Origin of the sequence: Acutalibacter sp. 1XD8-33 (genome assembly GCF_003612555.1) — a bacterium.
Taxonomy (GTDB): Bacteria; Bacillota; Clostridia; order Oscillospirales; family Acutalibacteraceae; genus Acutalibacter.
In genome coordinates, this window is record NZ_RAZF01000017.1 from 20,906 (window position 1) to 40,569 (window position 19,664).

The window sequence follows — 19,664 nt, forward strand, 5'->3', positions numbered from 1 at the left end:
TGCGTCCGTGCTTTTTTACATATATATAGTATAACACGTTTTTTTCAAAAATGTAAGCAAGAAATCATAAAAGAGGGGGTGAATTGGAAATTTTTTTCAAAAAATGAGCCTTATTGTAAACGCACTAAAAAACTGGCATTTGATCTCTTTGGAACCACGCTAACGTTACCACACGCCGTTGGCAACCCAGTGGGGCAGAAGCCCGCAATCGGTGAGCAGAACCATAATCCGGATCAGCAGCCCCAAGGCGGAGATCACGATTCCGGCGACGGCCAAGCCCCGGGTGCGGTCCCCCCGAAAGCCCAGGATGGAGGCGACAAGCCCCAGGGGCAACAGCACAATGCTGGTGAAAAAGTAGCCCACCAGGGAAGAGGTAAAGCCCAACACCGTGCAGATATCCATCCAGGTAAAGGGCTTCTGCCGGGGAAACAGGGCCGGGGGCACAGAAGGGACCGGTGTCCCTGGGCGGACAGGCCGGGGCACGAATCCCGGCGGGGTGTAGGGAAGCGGTTGGGCGGGAACAGGAGCGCTGGGGGGCAGAGGGGCCCCGCAGGCGGCGCAGGCCGGAGCCTGATCCTCGCTCCACTGGCCGCAATGGGCGCATTGCTTCATGGTGATACCTCCTGAATGGATTTTGCGAAAAGGAGCTCATCTTCCGGCGTGTAGCCCGCCTTACGGTAGAGGCTCTGGGCGGGGAGGTTGTCTTTCCCGGTGAGCAGGGAGAACTCCTCCGCGCCCCAGGCATCCCGGCAGTACGCCTCTCTAAACCGGAGCATTTCCAGAGCAAGGCCCTGGCGGCGGAATTCCTCCCGGACAAAGAGCTCCGTCACCTGGGCTGTGGGCCGCTCGTAGCAGAAGGACCGCAGCGCCTGAACGCACAGGAATCCGGCGGGCTGGCCTTCCGCCTCCCCGAGAAAGGCGGTCTCCTGGGAGTTTTCCCCTAGGGAGCGGGCCACGGCCTCCACGGTGGTCAGGGAGGGGCCGTTGAAGCGCTGGTTCAGCAAAAACAGTTGGGGCGCGTCCTCCGGGCGGGCGGGGCGAATCCGCCAGCCGGGCTTGGGCAGGCCGGCAACCCGCCGCAGCTTCAGGGGCCGCCGGGTGAGGAACTCCGCGTTCTCGTCCATGGTGGTCCGGGGGTGGGGATAGACGTCCGCGTCCAGGGCCACTGGTTCGTCCACCACGTAGAGCCAGCCGGGGGCCGTGCCGTTGTGGATGATGCTTCCGCCGTCCCCATATGTCTCATAGCCCAGGCATGTGGGCTTGTGGGAAAAGGCCTCCGCCAGGGCCCGCCACTGGGTGACGGTGCTGCCCGTCCGAAGCTCTGAGAGCTCCAGGGGAGAGCCGTGATACCAGATGCCGGCGGGGTCGATGGGTGCGCTCATGCGGCGCGCCCTCCCTGCTTTGCCTGCCGCTGGCCTGCCAGAAGCAGCGCGAAGCCCAGGAGGAACAGGATGGCCAGGCTGATTACGCCGATGGAGTCCCGGCCGGTGAGCTGAGTGAACAGAGCCACCAGCAGAGGGCCGATCACCGCAGCAAACTTACCGAAGATATCGAAGAAGCCGAAGTACTCGTTGGAGCGCTCTGGGGGGATGAGCTTGCCGAAATGGGACCGGGAGATGGCCTGAATGCCCCCCTGGACCGTGCCCACCAGAAAGGCCATGCACCAGAACAGCACCAGAGACAGGGTGCGGGCGGACAGGTCGTCAGGGTGGTTCTCAATGTTGAAGCCCATGTAGAAGCCCACCAGGCAGATAAAGAAGTACACCCCCACCGCGCCGCAGAGGGCCCGCAGCGCCCCGATCCGCTCCGCCAGCCTGCCGAAGAGGATGGAAAAGGGCACGGCCACGATCTGGGTCATGAGCAGGGCCAAAATCATGCTGATATTGTCCAGCTTCAGCTTGGAGCCATAGGAAGTGGACACGGAGATGATGGTGCCCACGCCGTCAATATAGAAGAAATATGCCAGGATAAAGAGGAAGATGTGCTTTTGGGAGAAGATATCCTTGGCGGTGCGCACCAGATTCTGAAAAGTGGAGCGTACCAGGTTCTTTTTGGCCTCGATGTAGTGTACCTGCCGCACGTTTTTCAGGAAGGGGATGCTGAACACCGCCCACCACAGGCTGGTGAGGACGATTACCAGCTTGAAAGCCAGCATGTTTTCCATGCCCATCACCAGAAGGATCACGATGGAGATCACAAAGGGGATGGTGCTGCCCCCGATGTAGCCCATGGCGTAGCCCCAGGAGGACACCCGGTCCATGCGCTCGTTGGTGGTCACGTCCGTGAGGAAGGAGTCGTAGAAGAGGCAGGAGCCGGAGAAGCCGATGTGGGAGAGCACGTAGCCGATGAGGAGCATCCGGTATTCTCCGAAGAGGGCGCTGACCAGAGTGAAGCCCACGCCGATGGCCAGAAAGGCGGCGAAGAGCTTTTTCTTGTGGCCCTTGTGGTCGGCCAATGCGCCCAGCACCGGGGCCAGGATGGCCACCACAAAGGTGGAGATGGAGGTGCCGTAGGACCAGAGCACCAGATTGTCCGCGCCGTTCTGCTGGCAGACATTGCCGAAGTAGATGGGGAAGATTACCGCCAGGATATTGGTGGCGTAGACGGAGTTGGCCCAGTCGTAGAGGATCCAGCTTTTTTCCTCCCTGGTGAATTTTTTCTCGTTTTTTGCCGGGCTCTTGGTTGCCATAGAAACACCCCTTTGCATGGTATGGATATAGTATCCCATATTTTTGGGAAAAGCACAAGGGGTTTTGTGGAATTTATTTTGTTTTTGGATGGCCGCTGGCGGCTTAGGGAACTTTTTGAAAAAAGTTCCCTAAGAACCCTCAAAAACTTTTACCCTGGTTGGCTTTTGCGCACTCAGCCAGCCAGGGCAAAAGTTTCGTCAACCTTTTCAAAGGTTGCAGGGTGTGGGACAGAGTCCCACGGTCTTGTCCTTAAACACCTGAGAAAACAACGCAGGAAAATAGGAAAACAGTCCAGTGGACTGTTTTCCGTAAGGTCTCAGCTTCCGCTTCGGTCGGCGCTGAACGGTCTCCACAGGAGACCAGCGCCCCTCGTCGGGGGGTGAGCGTTCTGCCGGATACTTGGCAAAGCCAAGTATTGCAGACAACGCTGCGAACCGACCGAGCCGGCAGGCGAGACTCTTATCCCGACTGCGGAACAGGCGGGACAAAAGCCCTTAGCCCGGAGAAAGCCAGCGGCGTGTGGGTTTTTGTTTGATGGGCGCGCACCGGGCACAGGGCGTCCGGCTGGCTCTCCGCCCGCGGAGTCGGCTCTGTGCGCCTCGCATCCAGTCCGGCGAGTTTTGCTTTGCAAAACTCGTGACACACGGCGCAACTCAGCTATATCCTTTCGCCATTGTCCGCGCCGTGTGCCCCGCTCGCATTTTGCGGCTCGCCGCAAAATGGCCGTGGGGAAACGGGCTTTGCCCGTTTCCCCGGCGGTTCGTCCTTCGGACGAACCCGAGCGGGGGCCGCCGGAAATCAAGCAAACCCCAGCTCCCCCCGGCACCAGTCCCCTTCTGCGCCCGTCAGCCGCACCAGCAGAATCCGCCCGGAGAGGTCCTCCCGGCTCTCCGCCCGCACGGGGGTGTAATTGGGCGTGTGCCCCTCGTAGACCCCAGGGCACATCGCCTCCTCAAAAAGCACCGGTTCCTCAAGCCCCACCTGGGCCTGGAAAAACGCCCGGCGGCTCTGGTCCATGGCGGCGGACATCCGGCGGGCGCGGGCCTCCTTCACGGCGGCGTCCACCTGGTTTGGGGCACGGTCCGCCACAGTCCCCGGCCTGCGGGAATAGGGGAACACATGGGCCTTGGCAAAGCCCAGCTCCTGGCAGAAGGCCAGGGAGGCCGCGAACTCCTCCTCCGTCTCCCCGGGAAAGCCCACCATGATGTCCGTGGTCACCGCGCAGCCGGGGAAGGCCCCCCGCAGGTTCTCCACAATCTCCCGGTACTGGGCGGCGGTGTAGTGGCGGTTCATCCGGCGCAGGGTGCCGTCACAGCCGCTCTGCAGGGACAGGTGGAACTGGGGGCAGAGCTTCTCCTGGGCACGCATCCGGGCAATCACCTCCGGGGTCAGGCGCTCCGGCTCCAGCGAGCCCAGGCGCACCCGCCGGATCCCATCGGCCCCGCAGGCGGCTTCGATGGCGTCGCAGAGGTCAAGGCCCAGGTCCTGGCCGTAGGCGGGCAGGTTGATCCCCGTGAGCACCACCTCCCGAAAGCCCGAGGCGGCCAGCCCTTCCACCTCCCGGCGCAGGTCACACAGGGGCTTGGAGCGCACCGGCCCCCTGGCGAAGGGGATCACGCAGTAGGAGCAGAAGCGCTGGCAGCCGTCCTGAATCTTCACGAAGGCCCGGGTGTGGCCGCTGAAGCCGTGGACCGTCATGGGCTCGAAGGCCTCTTTTTTTTCGTGGGGGGCGATGTCCACGATCCGCGCCCGGGTGGAGAGGAAGGCCAGGATCCGCTCCCCCAGCGCGCCGCGGTTCACCGTGCCCAGCACAATGTCCGCCTCGGGAAGCCCGGCGGCATCCTCTGGAAAGGCCTGGGGCCAGCAGCCGGTGAGGACCATCACCGCCTGGGGGTTCTGGCGCTTGAGGCGGCGCAGGGCCTGCCGGGCCTTCTGGTCGCTCTGGGCGGTGACGGTGCAGGAGTTCACCACCGCCACGTCGGCGGGCTCGCCCTCCTCCGCGGCCTGAAAGCCCTGGCGCAGCAGGGCCTCCAGCATGGCCTGGGACTCGTATTGGTTCACCTTGCAGCCAAGGGTCAGAAATTTCACTTTCATGGCTTCGCTCCTGGATTTTGAAGTATCGGATGGCCGCTGGCAGTTTAGGGGTTCCACCCCTAAAAACCCCGCCACCTTTTGAAAAAGGTGGACGAAAACTTTTACGGTTGTTGGGTCAGCTCGTCAAAACATCAAAGCCTTCACGACGAATGAAATGAGGAGTGACATTGCGCGGTCAAGGGGCGGGGAAAATCGCCAGTGGCGAAGAGTTCATGCAGGCATGAACTCTTGCTCTGACCCGACCGAACCGGCAGGCGAGACCAACGTCCCCAAGGTCTTGCCGTAGGGCGCGGCAGGCTTGGCGTAGCCAAGTCTTGTGCGCCCGAAGGCCCCCTACCACTCAAAAAAGAACACAAAAAAGTAACCGCTCCCCGGCCAAGGTAAAGCGGTTGCTTTTATTTAGAAGTACCAATTAACCGGGCCAACCGTCTATCCGGCGGACTCTCCTTATTTTCTGCTTTTATTATACACGTGCGCCCGGGATTTGTCAAGACTGCCGCTGTTCAAGAGGGTAACAAAGCAAAACCGCCACTCGGCAAAGTGACGGCTTTTGTAGAAATACAAAACACCTGAACCGGGCCAACCGCTTGCGGCAATGCCCTTTTCTTACGCTTATTTTAGCATAGCGGCGAAACTTTGTCAAGCCTATCCCAGGCGGGGGAGCGTTTCGTTTCCTTTTTTATATGGGCGCGTGAGTGCGCCCGCTGGCTGGTTGCGGGGCACAGGGCCGGGCGGGCATTTCGGCCGGGATGCTGCGCCCAGAGCTGGCTTTCTCCGCAGGGTGTGCACCGCACCCTGCCCGGCGAGTTTTCCGCAGGAAAACTCATGACGCCTGACGAAGCTCAGCCATCTCATCGCTCCATTCTTCGCGTCAGGCGCCCCGCTCGGGTTCGTCCTTCGGACGAACCGCCGGAGGAAACGGGCAAGGCCCGCTTCCTCGCGGCCATTTTGCGGCTCGCCGCAAAATGCGAGCGGGGCATACGCCGCTGGCTTTCTCCGGCTTCCAGGCCTTTTTGTTGGCTTTGCATATGCAAAGCCAAACAAGAAGTCTCGCCTGCCGGCTCGGTCGGTTCGCGGCTTGTGTGCCACAGGCACACGCTCACCCCCCGACGAGGGGCGCTGGTCTCCTGTGGAGACCGTTCAGCGCCGACCGAAGCGGAAGCTGAGACCTTGCGGAAAACAGTCCAGTGGACTGTTTTCCTATTTTCCTGCGTTGTTTTCTCAGGTGTTAAGGTCAAGGGCAAGGTCGCGGGGTTTCGCCCCCGCACGACGACCAGCTTAAGACCAGCTGGACCGGTCAATTCCCCCTATAAAATTTTCACGACGAACGAAGTGAGGAGTGGGTAAAAGTTTTTGATCAAACTTTTTTCAAAAGTTTGTGGGGTGTGGGGTGAAACCCCACGACCTTGCGGTGTGACTACCCCTCCAGAGCCTCACTGAGCTCCGTCCACTGGGCCAGCAGCCGGTCGGTCTGCTCCGAGAGGGCGGAGAGCTCCGCCGAGGCCTCTGTCACCGCCTGATAGTCCGCCGAGACCTCCGGGTCCAGCAGCCGGGCCTCCAGCTCCTGCCTGCGGGCGTCCGCCTGGTCGATCTCTTTTTCCAGCCGGGCCAGGGCCGCTTTCTTCTTCCGCAGCTCCGCGTCCCGCTCTTTGCGCTGCTTGTAGAGGTTCACCTTGGGCTGGGCCTTCTTCTCCTCCAGAGCCTCCATGGCCTCCCGGCGCTCCAAGTAGTAGTCGTAGTTGCCGTGGTACAGGGCCGCGCCCCAGGGCCCCAGCACGTACACCTTGTCCGCCAGCTTGTTGATGAGATACCGGTCGTGGCTCACCACAAAGAGAGTGCCGTCGTAGCCGGAAAGGGCCTCCTCCAGGGCCTCGCAGGAGCCGATGTCCAGGTGGTTGGTGGGCTCGTCCAGCAGCAGGAAATTGGCCTTGGAGAGCATGAGCTTCAAAAGCAGGATCCGCGCCCGCTCGCCGCCGCTGAGGGCCCCCACGGGCTTGAACACGTCCTCCCCCTTGAAGAGGAACACCGCCAGGGCGCTGCGGACCTCCGTCTGGTTCATCCGGGGATGCAGGTCCCAGATCTCGTCGATGACCTCCTTCTCGTCGTGGAGGCTCATCTGGGACTGCTCGTAATACCCCAGGTCCACCCCCGCGCCAATGCGCACGAAGCCCGTGTCCGGCCGGTACTGGTCCAGCAGGATCTTGAAAAGGCTGGTTTTCCCGCAGCCGTTGGGCCCGATGAGGAAGATCTTCTCCCCACGCTTGATCTCCAGGTTCACGTTCTGGAAGATGGGCGGGCCCCCGAAGGAGAGGCTCAGGTCCTCCGCCGTGAGCACGTCGTCCCCGCTGCGGCGGCTGGCGTGGAACTGGAACCGGATGCTCTCCGGGTCCTGCTCGGGCTTCTCCAGGGTGGCCTCCAGCCGGTCGATGGCCTTCTGCTTGCTGGCGATGGTCACGTAGTTGCGCTCCTGATTCCAGCGCTTCTGCTGTTCAATGATCCCCTCGATGCGCTTGATCTCCCGCTGGGTGTTCTCGTACACCCGCTCCATAGCCAGGCGCTTCTCCGCCCGCAGCTCCAGAGAGCGGCTATAGTTGCCCTTGTAGGAGTCCAGAGTTCTGCCGTGCATCTCCAGGGTGCGGGTGGTCACCTTGTCCAGGAAGTACCGGTCGTGGGAGATGACGATGTAGGCCCCGGCATAGCTCTGGAGAAAGCCCTCCAGCCACTCCACAGAGGGGATGTCCAGGTGGTTGGTGGGCTCGTCCAGCAGCAGCAGATTGGCCCCGCCCAGGAGCATTTTCGCCAGCTGGAGTTTGGCCTTCTGGCCGCCGCTGAGCACGCCCACCCGGTTTTCCGTCTGCTCCTCGGTGAAGCCCAGGCCCAGAAGGGTGCTCCTGGCCCGGGAGCGGCAGGTGAGGCCCCCCTGGTCCACAAAGCAGTCGTTCAGCTCCCCTTGGCGGAGGATGAGGGCCTCCTGCTCCTCTGGGGGCGGGTTCTGGGAGAGCCGCAGAGAGAGCTCCTCCAGCTCGGCCTCCATTCTGAGGAGATGGGCGAACACGGTCATGACCTCCTCGTAGGCGGTCTTTTCCAGGTCCCGGCATACGTGCTGCTCCATGTAGCCGGGGGAAGTTTCCTTGGAGAACACCGCCGCGCCGGTATCCGGGACATACTCCCCGGTGAGGACCTTGAACAGGCTGGTCTTGCCGCTGCCGTTCACCCCCACAAGGCCCACCCGCTCGCCTTTCTGTATTTCAAAACTGATATTTTCCAGGATCTTTTCCTCGCCGAAGCTGAGGGAAATCCCACTGACTGTTAAAATTGCCATAGAGAAAAACGTTCCTTTCAAAAGCGGGAATGGGGCATCGCGAAAAAGCGCCCCGGAACAGGAGAACAGCGGGCGTTCCCTTTTGGGCCGCGTTAACGATATGCCAAATCATGTCTTAATAATTTATGTAAAGTAATTTCTTAAAATCCTTGCATTTACCGCAGATTTCGTGTATAATCGTAAGAACAGCACAAGAAAGGGAGATGTTGTAACCGTGAAATGCCCCTACTGTGGATATACCGAGAGCAAAGTGGTAGATTCCCGCCCCACAGACGAAAGCGAACGAATCCGCCGCCGTCGCGAGTGCCTGAAATGCAGCAAGCGCTTCACCACCTATGAGATCATCGAGAACGTGCCCATTGTGGTCATCAAGAAAGACCGCTCTCGGGAGGCCTTTGACCGGCAGAAGTTGCTTAACGGCCTGCTGCGCGCCTGCGAGAAACGCCCGGTATCTATTGACACCCTGGAGCATATTGTCACAGAGATCGAAGCGCTGCTTCAGAATTCCCTGGACAAGGAGGTTTCCTCCCAGCGCATTGGCACCTATGCCATGGAAAAGCTGAAAACAGTGGACGAGGTGGCCTATGTGCGCTTCGCTTCAGTGTACCGCCAGTTTAAGGACATCAACAGCTTTATGGAAGAGCTGAGCAAAATCATCAGCAGCAAGCAGAACGGATAAAGCCCGGGGAACCGCTCCCCGAAGGAAAAATCAGGCGCGCCGGAACCGGTCGCGTCTGGTTTTTATTTTGCCAGCCTCCGCAGGATTTCATCCGCCAACTGGGCGGGACAGCCTGTCTCTACAGCCAGTTTTTCCGTGTCCATTTTTTCGTATAGCGGCAGGCGCTCCAGGCTTCTTTGCAGCACATCAGGGGCGCGGAGTCCGGTGTCAACGTCTTTCTGGATGTGGGCCCGCAGGGTATCCGGTTTTGCCGTCAGAGTGAATATGCGGAGCTCTGCCCTTTCCAGATGCAGCCGGGCCAGCAGCTCGTCTAAAATAGCCTGCTGATGCAGGACCCAGCAAAAGAGCACTGTCTCAAAGGCCGGGCAGGCCAAAAAGCGGTTGAGCATATCGGTGATGTTGTTCATCACCAGAGTCTTGGTCTCCTGGGTCACCTGGAACGGCTCCATATCCCAGCACCAGTCGCCGTCTAAAAACACGCAGGGCGGAAGCCTCTTTTTCAGCTCCTGGCAGAGGGCGGTCTTTCCCACGCCCATAGTGCCGTTTATCAGAATCAGTCGCTTCACAGGGTTTTTGCCAGCTCCTTTAGATAGGCCCGGAATTCCCCGCCGATTTCAGGATGGCCCAGGGCGGCTTCCACCCCGGCCTGCATGACCCCCAGCTTGCTGCCCATGTCGTAGCGCTTGCCTGTAAAGTCCAGAGCCACCATGCCCTTCCGCCGGGCCAGGGTTTTCATGGCGTCGGTGAGCTGGATCTCGCCGCCCGCGCCGGGAGGGGTCACGTCCAGAATATCGAAGATCTCCGGGGGCAGCACACAGCGGCCCAGGATGGAATAGAGGGAGAATTCCTGACCTGGGGCGGGCTTTTCGATCATGTCCGTGCAGCGGAAGCAGTTCCCCGCCAAGGGCTCCACCTTCAGAGAGGAGTACTTGTGGATGGCCTGGGGAGAGACCTCTTTTACCCCCGCCACTCCCAGGCCATACTGTTCATAGGCCCGAATCAGCTGGCCGCAGGCGGGGTCCTCTCCCATAATCACATCGTCCCCATAGAGCACGGCGAATGGCTCCCCGCCGATAAAGTTCCGGGCGCAGTTTACCGCGTGGCCCAGGCCCTTGGTCTCTTTCTGGCGCACATACCAGATATTCGCCAGCTTTGTGATGCTTCGGACCTGCTCCAGAATGGCGGCTTTGCCCGGGTCGGTGGCCAGCCGGTCCTCCAGCTCGGGGGCCCGGTCGAAATGGTCCTCCAGAAGGCCCTTGCCCCGGTTGGTGATAATCAGGATCTCCTCAATGCCCGAGGCGGCGGCCTCCTCCACAATGTATTGAATGGCGGGCTTGTCCACAATGGGCAGCATTTCCTTGGGCATGGCTTTGGTGGCGGGGAGCACTCGGGTGCCCAGACCCGCCGCGGGGATTACGGCCTTGCGTACCTTTTTCATCGCTCTACTCCTTTTTCTGGGAGGCCGTGGAGGCCTCTTCCCTGAAACTATTACCTTGGTTAGCGGAATGCGCTGGCCCCCGTATCAAAAACTACAAGAGCAGGGGAACCACGTTCACCAGCAGAAAATAGCACACGAACATGCACACGGCGATAGAGGTGTTCACGCCCCCCAGATTGTCCAGCGTCATCTGGGGCTCGTCTGCCAGGTTGGCAGACTTTACCTCCCGGACCTTGCGCACACAGTGATTCATATACATCTTATTGCCCCGCACGCCCAAAAAGATCATTACGGCCAGCATCAGCACCAGGCAGATCAGGGGCAGGCAGACCTTCAGATAGATGACGGGGTCCTCGCCCATAAGTTGGGAGATCACCAGCATCTGTTCGCTGCTGGGGGAGAAGCCCTGGCTGATGTCCATGCCCGCCTGTTCCATTAGAGAGATCAGCTGGGGGGTGGCCACAAACACCGAGGCCGACAGGTACAGCAGATAGAGCAGAAACATCAGCCCCGTAAAAATGGCGCCGTACTTATACTGCTTGCGGTAGAGCATCCAGGCCCCGGAAAAGAGGAAGGCCGAAAAGTTGAATTTGTTCCGGCGGGTCTGCTTGATATAGCGGAAAACCGGCATATAATAGGAGGTGTTCTGCTTCACCAGCTTAGAGGCGTCTCCAAAGCTCACCCCCGTGTCCAGCATGTCCGCCGGGTTCACCCCGCCCATGGGGTCGAAAATAAAGGGAGCGGGAATATAGGGCCCCCGTTGGGGCGCGCCGCCATAGGGAGCGTACGGAGGGGGCTGCTGCTGGCTCTGGCCGGGGTGGGGAGGCACCGGAGGCGGCGGGGAATTCTGATAGCGCTGGGGCTGGCCCAGAAGGGAGCCGCCGCACCGGCTGCAGAATAGGGCGCTGTGGCTGTTCAGGCAGCCGCAGGCCGGGCACTCCCGGTCCTTGATCTCGGCGGACACGTCGGGAGCCTTGGGGGGGCTGGGGGGCGACCATTCCTTGCCGGATTCATGCAGGCCGGTGAAGATGCATTTGCCCTCTTTCTCATAACAGTGGCGGTGATAGGGCGCGCCGCACTGGGGGCAGACCACGACATCGTCGTCCTCCTGAAAGGGTACGCCGCAGACAGGGCATTTCACGCCGTTAAAATCAATCATAGCCAAAAGCCATTCCCTCTCCGTTCTAGAATTCCGAAACGATTATAATAAGATATTAGATATTGTACACGATTCCGGCGAAAAGTGCAACGAAAACCCGGGGAATTTTCATTCTGTTAACAAATTCCCAGGCTTTTCAGGGCGAAACGGAGAGGAAAAGTTTCCGCCGCCTTGCATTTTTCAGAGGGGTATGCTATGATAAAGCAATTCTATTTGCTTGCGGAGGAAATGAAAATGAGGTTGAAGGAACGGTTCAGCAGCCCTTTCTATGGCCAGATCGTCAAGCTGGTCACACCCATTGTGCTGCAAAACCTGCTGAGTTCTGCGGTGAGCTCGGCGGATGTGGTGATGCTTAATTTTGTGGGCCAATCGGCCATCTCGGCGGTGAGCCTGGCCAGCCAGTACGCCAGCGTGCTGTTCATGGTGTTCTATGGTCTGGGCACCGGCGCCACCATGCTCTGCGCCCAGTATTACGGCAAAAAGGACTTCCGGGCCATCGAGGTGGTTCAGGGGATCGCCCTGCGGTTTTCCGTGGGCATCTCCCTGGGTTTCGCGGTGCTGGCCCTGACGGTCCCCCAGTATATGATGCTGGTGTTTACCAACGACCAGGAGCTGATCCAGCTGGGGGCAGGGTATATCCGGATTCTCAGCGTGTGCTATTTGTGCTGGGGCGTGACGGAGGTATACATCTCTATCCTGCGCAGCGTGGGCCGGGTGGCAATCGGCACGGTGCTCAACACAGTGGCGGTGGTGCTGAACGTAATCCTGAACGCGGTCTTTATCTTCGGCTGGCTGGGCGTGCCCAAGATGGGGGCCAACGGCGTGGCCCTGGCCACCTCCATCTCCCGGCTGGTGGAGCTGGCCCTGTGCTTTGTGGTGTCCGCACGGTCCCCCCAGGTGAAGCTGAAGCTGCGGATGATCTTTGTGAAGAACGCGGTGCTGTTCCGGGACTTTCTCAAGCTCTCCCTGCCCGCCATGGCCAACGACGTGGTCTGGGGGCTGGCGTTTTCCCTGTACTCGGTGATTATCGGCCATCTGGGCAACGACGCCGTTGCGGCCAACTCTCTGGCCACGGTGGTGCGGGGCTTCGGCACTGTCCTGTGCTTTGGCCTGGCCAGTGCGGGAGGCATCCTGCTGGGGCAGAAGATCGGCGAGGGCAGGCTGGAGGAGGCCCGTGCGGACGGCCGGCGGCTTTTATGGCTCACCGTGGCCGCGGGAGCCGTGGGGGGGCTGATCGTGCTGTGTGCCCGGCCCTTTGTGCTGCTGTACGCCGGGAACGGCAATTTCACCGAGACGGCCCTGGGCTACCTGAGCGTGATGCTCCTGATCAACAGCTACTACGTGATGGGCGCGGCGGTGAACACCACCCTGATAGCCGGCGTGTTCCGGGCGGGAGGGGACAGCCGCTTCGGCCTGATCTGCGACTTCTTCGACATGTGGGTCTACGCCCTGCCGGTGGGCTTTTTGGCAGCGTTCGTGTTCAAGCTGCCGGTGCTGTGGGTGTATTTCATTATGTGTACCGACGAGTTCGTAAAGTGGCCCTGGGTCTTTAAGCGCTACCGCTCCGGGAAATGGCTGAAGAACATCACCCGGGAAGGCCTCTTCGAGAAGGAGCCCGCCGGAGCCGAGGGCCAGTAAGGGGGAATCCGGTTGGTTTACATAACTAAACTACCCAAAGAGCTTGACCGGAAAGCCGCAGTGGCGGCGGAGCGGAAGGCCGGATGGGCCCTGCTCTGTTATGGCATGGAGCGCTTGGGGCTGGAGGTTCCGGTTAACATAAAGCAGGCACTGGAGGTCGGGGAACACGGCAAGCCCTATTTCAGAGACAAGCGGTTCCACTTCAACATCAGCCACAGCCGAGGGCTGGCGGCCTGCGCCCTGGAATCCTTCCCCGTGGGGCTGGATCTGGAGCGGGAGAGGGTATTTTCATCGACCTTGGCGGCGCGGATTCGTGGAGAGGGGGAGGAGGCTCTCACCGGGGAGGACCCGTCCCTTCTGACCCAGCTGTGGACCTGCAAGGAAGCCCACATGAAATACACCGGGATGGGAATGGCCCAGGGCATCCAGGAGACGGCCTTTTCCCGGCTGGGGCCAGAACCCCGGCTGCGGGGCGAAGGCCCCTGGCTGCGGAGCCTGCGGCTGGAGCGGGGACCGGAGGCCTGGCATCTGACGGAGTGCTGCGGGGAGCCCTTTGCCCTGGAGCTGGAGTGGGTGAGCTGGGAGGCACTTCAGCCGTATGCACAGATATAATGCCCCCCTGCGCCGCCATACCGCCGCAAAAAAGCTCCCCCGATTCTGTCGGGGGAGCTTTTTTGTATCTTGGAAAAGGAACACGGTTATTCGTGCCGCAGGGCGTCGATGGGGTTTAGGTTCGCGGCTTTTACGGAAGGGATCAGGCCGAAGATAATGCCGATCACCATGGAGAACAACACACCCAGGAAAATAGCGGGCACGCTGATGGCCACCGGAGTTTGGGCCACGTTGGAGATCAGCTCCGCCATGCCAATGCCCGCGCCCACGCCCAGAACGCCGCCCAGGCTGGTGAGTACGGCCGCCTCTGTCAGGAACTGCCAGAGAATCCGGCTTTTTTTGGCCCCGATGGCCTTTTTCAGTCCGATTTCTCGGGTGCGCTCGGTGACGGACACCAGCATGATGTTCATTACGCCGATGCCGCCTACCAGAAGGGAGATGCTGGCAATCCATACCAGCTGCTGGTTGGTGGCGTTGCTCAGGTCCTGGAGGTCTTTGGCCTTTTCCAGGGTGTTCTCTGCCTTGTAGACGATCGTCTCATTGGTGCAGTGGGTGTTCAGCAGCTCGGCCACGTCCTTGCCTACCTTGGACATCGCCTCGGTATAGCTTACCCGCACGGCCAGCTCTTGGGGCTCGTCATAGGCGAAGAGAGTGGGCCAGATCACGTTGGGCAGGAAAACCGCGCCGGCGTTGCGGTTGTTCATGTAGGTGTAGTAATCTTCTTCCGAATTGATCACCGGCTCAAACTTGGTGTCCAACTCTACCACGCCCACAACCACCAGGGCAATGGAATTGTACTCAATGGTCTTGCCGATGGGGTCCTCGCTCTGGAACAGGGACTTGGCGGTGTTGTCGTCGATTACGGCTACCGGGCGGAAATCCGTGAAATCCTTGGGAACGAACATCCGCCCCCGTTTGACGGAATAGCCGCAGGTGGTGAAATAGTTGTTGTCTACCCCATAGGTGGGGCAGCTGGAGAGCTCCACGTTACCGTAGTAATAGGAGTAGCCATAGTTCCGGCGGGTATAGGCGCTGGCGGAAACCACATCGTCCATGGCGGCAATCTCGTCCAGCGTCCCACTGGAAATCTGGGGGATGCCCTGGGGGATGCCCTCGTCCATGCCATAGGGATAGTCGCTGTTGTCTGCCCGGTAAAGCTGTACCCGGGTCACATTGTTGCCAGCGCCGATCAGGTTTTGTTTGATCTGCTCGTTGGTGCCCTTGATGGTGGAGACAATGGAGATGATGGCGGCAATGCCGATGATAATGCCCAGCATGGTCAGAAAGGACCGCATTTTATGGGCCCAGATGCCCTGAAAGGACAGGCGGATATTCTCAATCAAGGAGCTCACCTCCATTTTCAGCGGGAGCAACGCCGCCGGTTTCGTCGGACTCTGTGGAGCCCTCAGCCTCCCCGGAGGCTTCTCCGCCCTCTTCGGCTTCGCCGGGATCCACTGTCCGGGGCATGATTCCCATATCAGGGGAGCCGAATTCTTCGTCCCCGCCTTCAGGTAGGCTGGAAACATCAGAAGAAGCGTTTTCCTCCGGCCAGGGAGGTTCGCCCGTATCGGCCAGCAGGGCCCGAACGCCTTCCTTTACATCCGGACCATAGGGGAAGGCCACGAAATCCTCGATCCCCACGCCGGATTTGATCTCATAGTATCCCCCGCCGTAGATGGTCTTGCCCACCTGAATATATTGCTTTACCAGCCGGTTGTCCCGGCCTGCCATCATCACGTAGTAGCCGGAATCGTCCTCCCGGATATACATTTTATCCAGATACAGGGCGTCCGTGCTGGTAGTGTCTGTGATGTTCATGGAGATATCCACATAGGCGCCGGACTGAATGGTGTCGTCCGGGTCCAGAAGCACGGAGGTAAACTCATACTGGGAGCTGTTGGGGTTGCCGCCACCATTAAAATAGCCGTTCTCCACAGGATAGTCGGAGATGGAGACGATCTGGGCGGTGTAGGTCATGCCGTTCATCCAGGAGGTGACAGTCACCTGATCCCCCACGTTTACGCTGCCCAGCAGGTTTTCGCTGAGGGTGCCGCTGACAAAGTACTGCTGGGCGCCGGACACCACCAGGAAGGGTTTGCTTTCCGCTAGGGCGGAGTCGATGTCGATCAGGGTGCGTACCTGGCCGTCCACGGTGCTGAGCACGGTAGAATTCTCCAGAGAGCGCTTGGCTTTGTCCAGATCCAGCTGGGCCTGCTTCAAATTGTGCTGTAAATTGGTAATCTCCCGCTTTTTCTCCTTGATGAGCTTGTTCAGCTCCGCGGAGGTATAGCCCATAGAATTGTAATTATCAGGCTCGGGAGTGGGCTTTGCGGTGGGTTTGGGCGTGGGAGTGGCATCCTTGGGCGCGGGATCGAAAAAGTCTCCTTCCAGGATGCTTTCCCCGGCCTGTATGCCGCCCACCAGGCCGGGCAGGCTGAGAATGGCGGAAAGACTGGTGCCGTCCAGAGTGAAGGAAGAGATGAGCTCGCCGTAATTGGAGTCGTGCTTGCGCACCTCAAATACCGCCGCGAAGGGCGACCGAAGGGCGTCGCGCTCCCCCTCCACAGCCAGGGCCTGGGGCTCCCCCGGGCTCTGGAAAAAGGCCATGTTCATGGGGGTTAGAGGGTCTGCCTCCGGGCTCTGGGAATCCCCGCCCTCAGAGCCGCCGCCCTCCGGGGGCGTGGGGTCCGGCTCCGGCGTGGGGGTGGGGGTGGGCTCGCCTGTAGGCTCCGGGGTGACAACGGGGACCGGCGTGGGATCCGGCTGGTTCAGGCCGAAGAGCAGCTTGAGGAATCCGGGTGTCATCCGGAAGCCGTCCTTGCACAGGAAATAGTAGGGGTCCTCGCTGGTGCCGCTGCCCTTATAGGGCTTGGAGTTTTCATCCAGCTCCTCATATACGTTCACATCCGGGTCTGGGGTGGGGAAGGGGGTGGGGGTGACCACGGGTTTGGGTGTGGGCTTTGGCGTAGGCTTGGGAGTGGGGGTTGGCTTGCGGGTGGGCGTGGGCCGAACCACCACCGTGCCGCCGCCCCCGTTATTATTGTTGTTGTTGGAGACAGGCTTGGTGTTCTGGAGCTTTTTCAGCTGGCGCTGGGCTTCGTCGATACGCACCTGCGCCTGTTTGGAGGCGATCTCCTTGGCCTCCACGTCCAGCTCCAGGGAAGTGCGGTCATATTGGAGCAGGGGGGTGCCCACGCTGACCTGCTGCCCCTCCTGGACGAAGATTTCGCTGATGGACTTGCCGGTGTCCGGGTAGAGCTCCTGCACGTAATCGGAGACGATGTTGCCGGAGCAGGAGGTTTGATCCCCCCAGTAGCTGGTGGACACATAGCTCACGGGCTGAACCTTGACGGTTTTCTGGTCGTTGCGGTACTGAATATAGAGAACGGTCCCGATGATAATCCCGGCAAGGACGACCGCCGTGATTCCAAGAATAATCAGCCGTTTCCGGGTTTTTGCCTTATTGTTCATGAGACGGTTCCTCCCCTCCTTCCGGCGCGGCTTTTGCGTGTTCCGGATTTTCCAGATCCTCCGTCAGCCGGTTGAGCTGGCGCTCTAAGGCGGCGATGATGGACTGGCCGCTGATAGGCTCCTCGTCCGGGAATTCGGGCTCCTGGGGCTTCTCCGGCCCGGGGGCCTTTTCAGGATTAGGAGCCTTCTGAATTTCCGGACGGGGCTTGGACTCCGGCGCCTTCCCGGCCTGCGGGAGACTTTGAGGTGCCGCGGGGCCTTTTTGAGAGGGGTCCGGCTGCTGAGCAGCCGTTGGGGCCGGGCCGCCAGCCTGCGAGAGGGGCCGCTGGCCGGTGGAAGGCGCCGGGGCCGGCGGAGTGGGAACCGCTGGCCGGGGGAGAGCGGCGTGGGCGGCGGATGCCGCCGTAGCCGCCTGTGTCGCGGCAGGAGAATGGGGCATTCCGGAATCTTGGCCGGAACCGCCTAAAAGCAGTCCGTCCCGGATGTGCAGGGTGCGCTTGGCGTGGGCGGCGATCTCCGGCTCGTGGGTAATCATCACGATGGTGACGCCCTCGTCGTTCAGCCGTTGGAAAATCTCCATGATCTGTTCGCCGGACTTGGTGTCCAGGGCGCCGGTGGGCTCGTCGGCCAAAAGGATTTTCGGGCTGTTTACAATAGAGCGGGCAATGGCTACCCGCTGGCATTGCCCGCCGGAGAGCTGGGTGGGCTTGAATTCCGTGCGGTCGCCCAGGCCCACCCGTTCCAGGGCCTTGCGGGCGATCTCCTGGCGTTCCCGGCGGCGCACGCCCGCATAGAGCAGGGGCAAGGCCACGTTATCCAAGGCGGACTGCCGGGAGAGCAGGTAGAAGCTCTGAAATACAAAGCCGATGCTGTGCAGCCGTACCTCGGACATGCGCTTTTCGCTGATCTTGGCAATGTCCTCGCCGTCCAGGATATATTCCCCGGAGGTGGGGCTGTCCAGACAGCCGATAATGTTCATCAGGGTGGTTTTGCCGGAGCCAGAGGGCCCCATAATGGCCACATATTCCCCCTCCTCCACGGAGAGGGAGATGCCGCCCAGCACGGGAACCTCCATTTTGCCCTGCAAATAGGTTTTATAGATGTCGCGCAGTTCAAGCATCATTGTTCCGTGCCCTCCGTGCCGTCGCCGCCCGCTGTATCATCTCCGCCTTCAGGAACGGCCGCGCCGTCATCCAGAGTGCCGGCGTCCCCCTCGGGAACCATGCCGCCATCATCGGGAATGGCCTCCCCGCCCTCGGGCAGGGTGTTGTCTATTCCAAAGTTGGGGTCCATATCCCCGCCCGTGGTATCGCCGCCCATGCCGTCCTCACCGGGAAGGGTCTGGGCGGAGGCGTCGGTGGTGGTGGGGCCGCCCTCTACCAAGCCCTCCACAGGATAGGCGATATAGTCGCTGACCTCCAGGCCGCTGGAGATCTGATACAGGTCCTCGGCGGAGTCATATTCTCCCAGCATAATGGCCCGGCGTTCCAGCTTTTCGTTTTCGTCCCGGGCCCAGACATAGCTTCCCGCGCCGTCGCTGACCACATAGGCGGAGGGAAGCCAGATGCCGGCGCGGGCAGAAGAGCCCCCGTTGTCCGGCTCAATATATACGTGCTGCCCAAGCATCAGGCCGTCCAGAGAGTTGAGCACCACATAAAAATTGTATTTGGAGCTCTGCTCTCCCTGGTCCCCGCCGTAATAGTACATATTGTTGTTATTGTCCTGGGCCGGCTCGTGCTCTACTGTGTCCACAACGCCGGACCAGGTAGCGCCGCTGTCCACCCGGGAGTGGACCGTGACGGCCTGGCCCTCATAGAGAGAGCCAATGTTCATCTCGGTGATGGTGCCTTTAATGCGGAACTCCCCGGAAGAGAGAATGCTCATATAGGGCAAAGGCTGGCCCATGTTGTCGGTCTGGGGGGTCAGGTTGATCTGCTGGACCACGCCCTCCACCTCGGAGAGAACCTCGTTGTTGTCCCGGGCGGAGCGGAGCTTTTCCAGCTCGCTCTGCTTTACAGAACGCTGGTACTCTTGGTTTTTGATCTGAAGCTCCACAGACTGAATCTCAATGGTATAGGAAAGCTGGTCGTCCTTGCTGGCGTCCTTCTTTTCCGCCTCCAGAGTTTTTTTCTGGTCCTGGAAGGAGGTGATCTGGTTGGCGATGCCCTCCAGCTCCAGCTCGGCCTGGCGGATCGAGAGGTCCATTTCGCCGGTGTCATAGCGGAACAGAGGCGTGCCCACAGAGACCGGATCCCCCTCCGCCACCAGCACTTCTGAGACGGTGCGGGTGTCGTCCTTGTTGATCTTGGTGATCTTTTGGGGTTCCACCAGGCCGGAATAGCGGGGGTCGGTATCTACGCCGGCGCCGGTGATGGAAGCCACGGAGCTTACGTAGACAGGGGAGGCGCCGCTGGCCTCCAAATAGCCTTTCAGCCAGAAGAACCACACGCAGAGCCCAATGATGACCAGGCCCGCCGCGCATCCCGCCGCGATCAGGGCGGGGCGCTTCTTATTTTGGGGGTTCCTCCCGGGATTGTTCGCTGTATTATGTTCCATATACG

The 19,664-nt window shown here is 60.4% G+C and carries 15 protein-coding genes; 3 read left to right on the forward strand and 12 right to left on the reverse strand.

Translation table 11 applies throughout. The annotated features are described in order from the left end of the window. Positions 1–165 precede the first annotated feature (165 nt). From D7X94_RS11590 to abc-f, 5 genes are all read right to left on the reverse strand, one after another. Positions 166–612, reverse strand: a complete 447-nt coding sequence (locus D7X94_RS11590) for a DUF4190 domain-containing protein (protein WP_120427851.1) — start codon at positions 610–612, stop codon at positions 166–168. Beyond that, on the reverse strand, positions 609–1,382 hold the full coding sequence (locus D7X94_RS11595) for a GNAT family N-acetyltransferase (protein WP_120427852.1): 774 nt from the start codon (positions 1,380–1,382) through the stop codon (positions 609–611). Before D7X94_RS11595 ends, D7X94_RS11590 begins: the two co-directional genes overlap by 4 nt. After that, entirely contained in the window at positions 1,379–2,689 is a 1,311-nt protein-coding gene (locus tag D7X94_RS11600; protein ID WP_120427853.1) for an MFS transporter, read from the reverse strand. Before D7X94_RS11600 ends, D7X94_RS11595 begins: the two co-directional genes overlap by 4 nt. Positions 2,690–3,488: 799 nt before the next feature. After that, positions 3,489–4,784, reverse strand: coding sequence for a tRNA (N(6)-L-threonylcarbamoyladenosine(37)-C(2))-methylthiotransferase MtaB (mtaB, locus tag D7X94_RS11605; protein ID WP_120427854.1), 1,296 nt, complete (start codon positions 4,782–4,784; stop codon positions 3,489–3,491). Positions 4,785–6,201: 1,417 nt separating this feature from the next. Continuing rightward, positions 6,202–8,106, reverse strand: a complete 1,905-nt coding sequence (abc-f, locus tag D7X94_RS11610) for a ribosomal protection-like ABC-F family protein (protein WP_120427855.1) — start codon at positions 8,104–8,106, stop codon at positions 6,202–6,204. Positions 8,107–8,320: 214 nt separating this feature from the next. Between abc-f and nrdR the strand changes: the two genes are divergently transcribed. Continuing rightward, on the forward strand, positions 8,321–8,785 hold the full coding sequence (gene nrdR / locus D7X94_RS11615; protein WP_120427856.1) for a transcriptional regulator NrdR: 465 nt from the start codon (positions 8,321–8,323) through the stop codon (positions 8,783–8,785). A 62-nt stretch (positions 8,786–8,847) separates the two neighbouring features. On the opposite strand, the gene D7X94_RS11620 is transcribed toward nrdR, so the two are convergent. The 3 genes from D7X94_RS11620 to D7X94_RS11630 all read right to left on the reverse strand — a co-directional run bounded on the left by D7X94_RS11620 (position 8,848) and on the right by D7X94_RS11630 (position 11,382). Then, positions 8,848–9,351: an AAA family ATPase gene (locus D7X94_RS11620; RefSeq protein WP_120427857.1), complete on the reverse strand. Its 504-nt coding sequence runs from the start codon at positions 9,349–9,351 to the stop codon at positions 8,848–8,850. Then, positions 9,348–10,223, reverse strand: a complete 876-nt coding sequence (locus D7X94_RS11625) for a UTP--glucose-1-phosphate uridylyltransferase (protein WP_120427858.1) — start codon at positions 10,221–10,223, stop codon at positions 9,348–9,350. Before D7X94_RS11625 ends, D7X94_RS11620 begins: the two co-directional genes overlap by 4 nt. A 91-nt stretch (positions 10,224–10,314) precedes the next feature. Further along, complete coding sequence (locus D7X94_RS11630; protein ID WP_120427859.1) at positions 10,315–11,382, reverse strand: RING finger protein; 1,068 nt, start codon at positions 11,380–11,382, stop codon at positions 10,315–10,317. Positions 11,383–11,616: 234 nt separating this feature from the next. Between D7X94_RS11630 and D7X94_RS11635 the strand changes: the two genes are divergently transcribed. After that, positions 11,617–13,020 carry an MATE family efflux transporter gene (locus D7X94_RS11635; RefSeq protein ID WP_243111292.1) on the forward strand — a complete coding sequence of 468 codons (1,404 nt, stop codon included), beginning with the start codon at positions 11,617–11,619 and terminating at the stop codon, positions 13,018–13,020. Positions 13,021–13,032: 12 nt separating this feature from the next. Next, positions 13,033–13,632, forward strand: a complete 600-nt coding sequence (locus tag D7X94_RS11640; protein ID WP_120427860.1) for a 4'-phosphopantetheinyl transferase family protein — start codon at positions 13,033–13,035, stop codon at positions 13,630–13,632. A gap of 86 nt (positions 13,633–13,718) precedes the next feature. On the opposite strand, the gene D7X94_RS11645 is transcribed toward D7X94_RS11640, so the two are convergent. From D7X94_RS11645 to D7X94_RS11660, 4 genes are read right to left on the reverse strand one after another with little or no spacing between them, the layout of a single operon-like run. Next, complete coding sequence (locus tag D7X94_RS11645) at positions 13,719–14,975, reverse strand: ABC transporter permease (protein ID WP_120427861.1); 1,257 nt, start codon at positions 14,973–14,975, stop codon at positions 13,719–13,721. Beyond that, on the reverse strand, positions 14,968–17,103 hold the full coding sequence (locus D7X94_RS11650) for an efflux RND transporter periplasmic adaptor subunit (RefSeq protein ID WP_120427862.1): 2,136 nt from the start codon (positions 17,101–17,103) through the stop codon (positions 14,968–14,970). The genes D7X94_RS11645 and D7X94_RS11650 overlap by 8 nt, the downstream gene beginning before the upstream one ends. Next, positions 17,093–18,226 (reverse strand): ABC transporter ATP-binding protein, encoded by a 1,134-nt coding sequence (locus D7X94_RS19880; protein WP_120427863.1) that lies wholly within the window; start codon positions 18,224–18,226, stop codon positions 17,093–17,095. The genes D7X94_RS11650 and D7X94_RS19880 overlap by 11 nt, the downstream gene beginning before the upstream one ends. Continuing rightward, a complete protein-coding gene (locus tag D7X94_RS11660) occupies positions 18,223–19,659 on the reverse strand; it encodes an efflux RND transporter periplasmic adaptor subunit (protein WP_120427864.1) in 1,437 nt (478 codons plus the stop codon). The genes D7X94_RS19880 and D7X94_RS11660 overlap by 4 nt, the downstream gene beginning before the upstream one ends. Positions 19,660–19,664 lie beyond the last annotated feature (5 nt).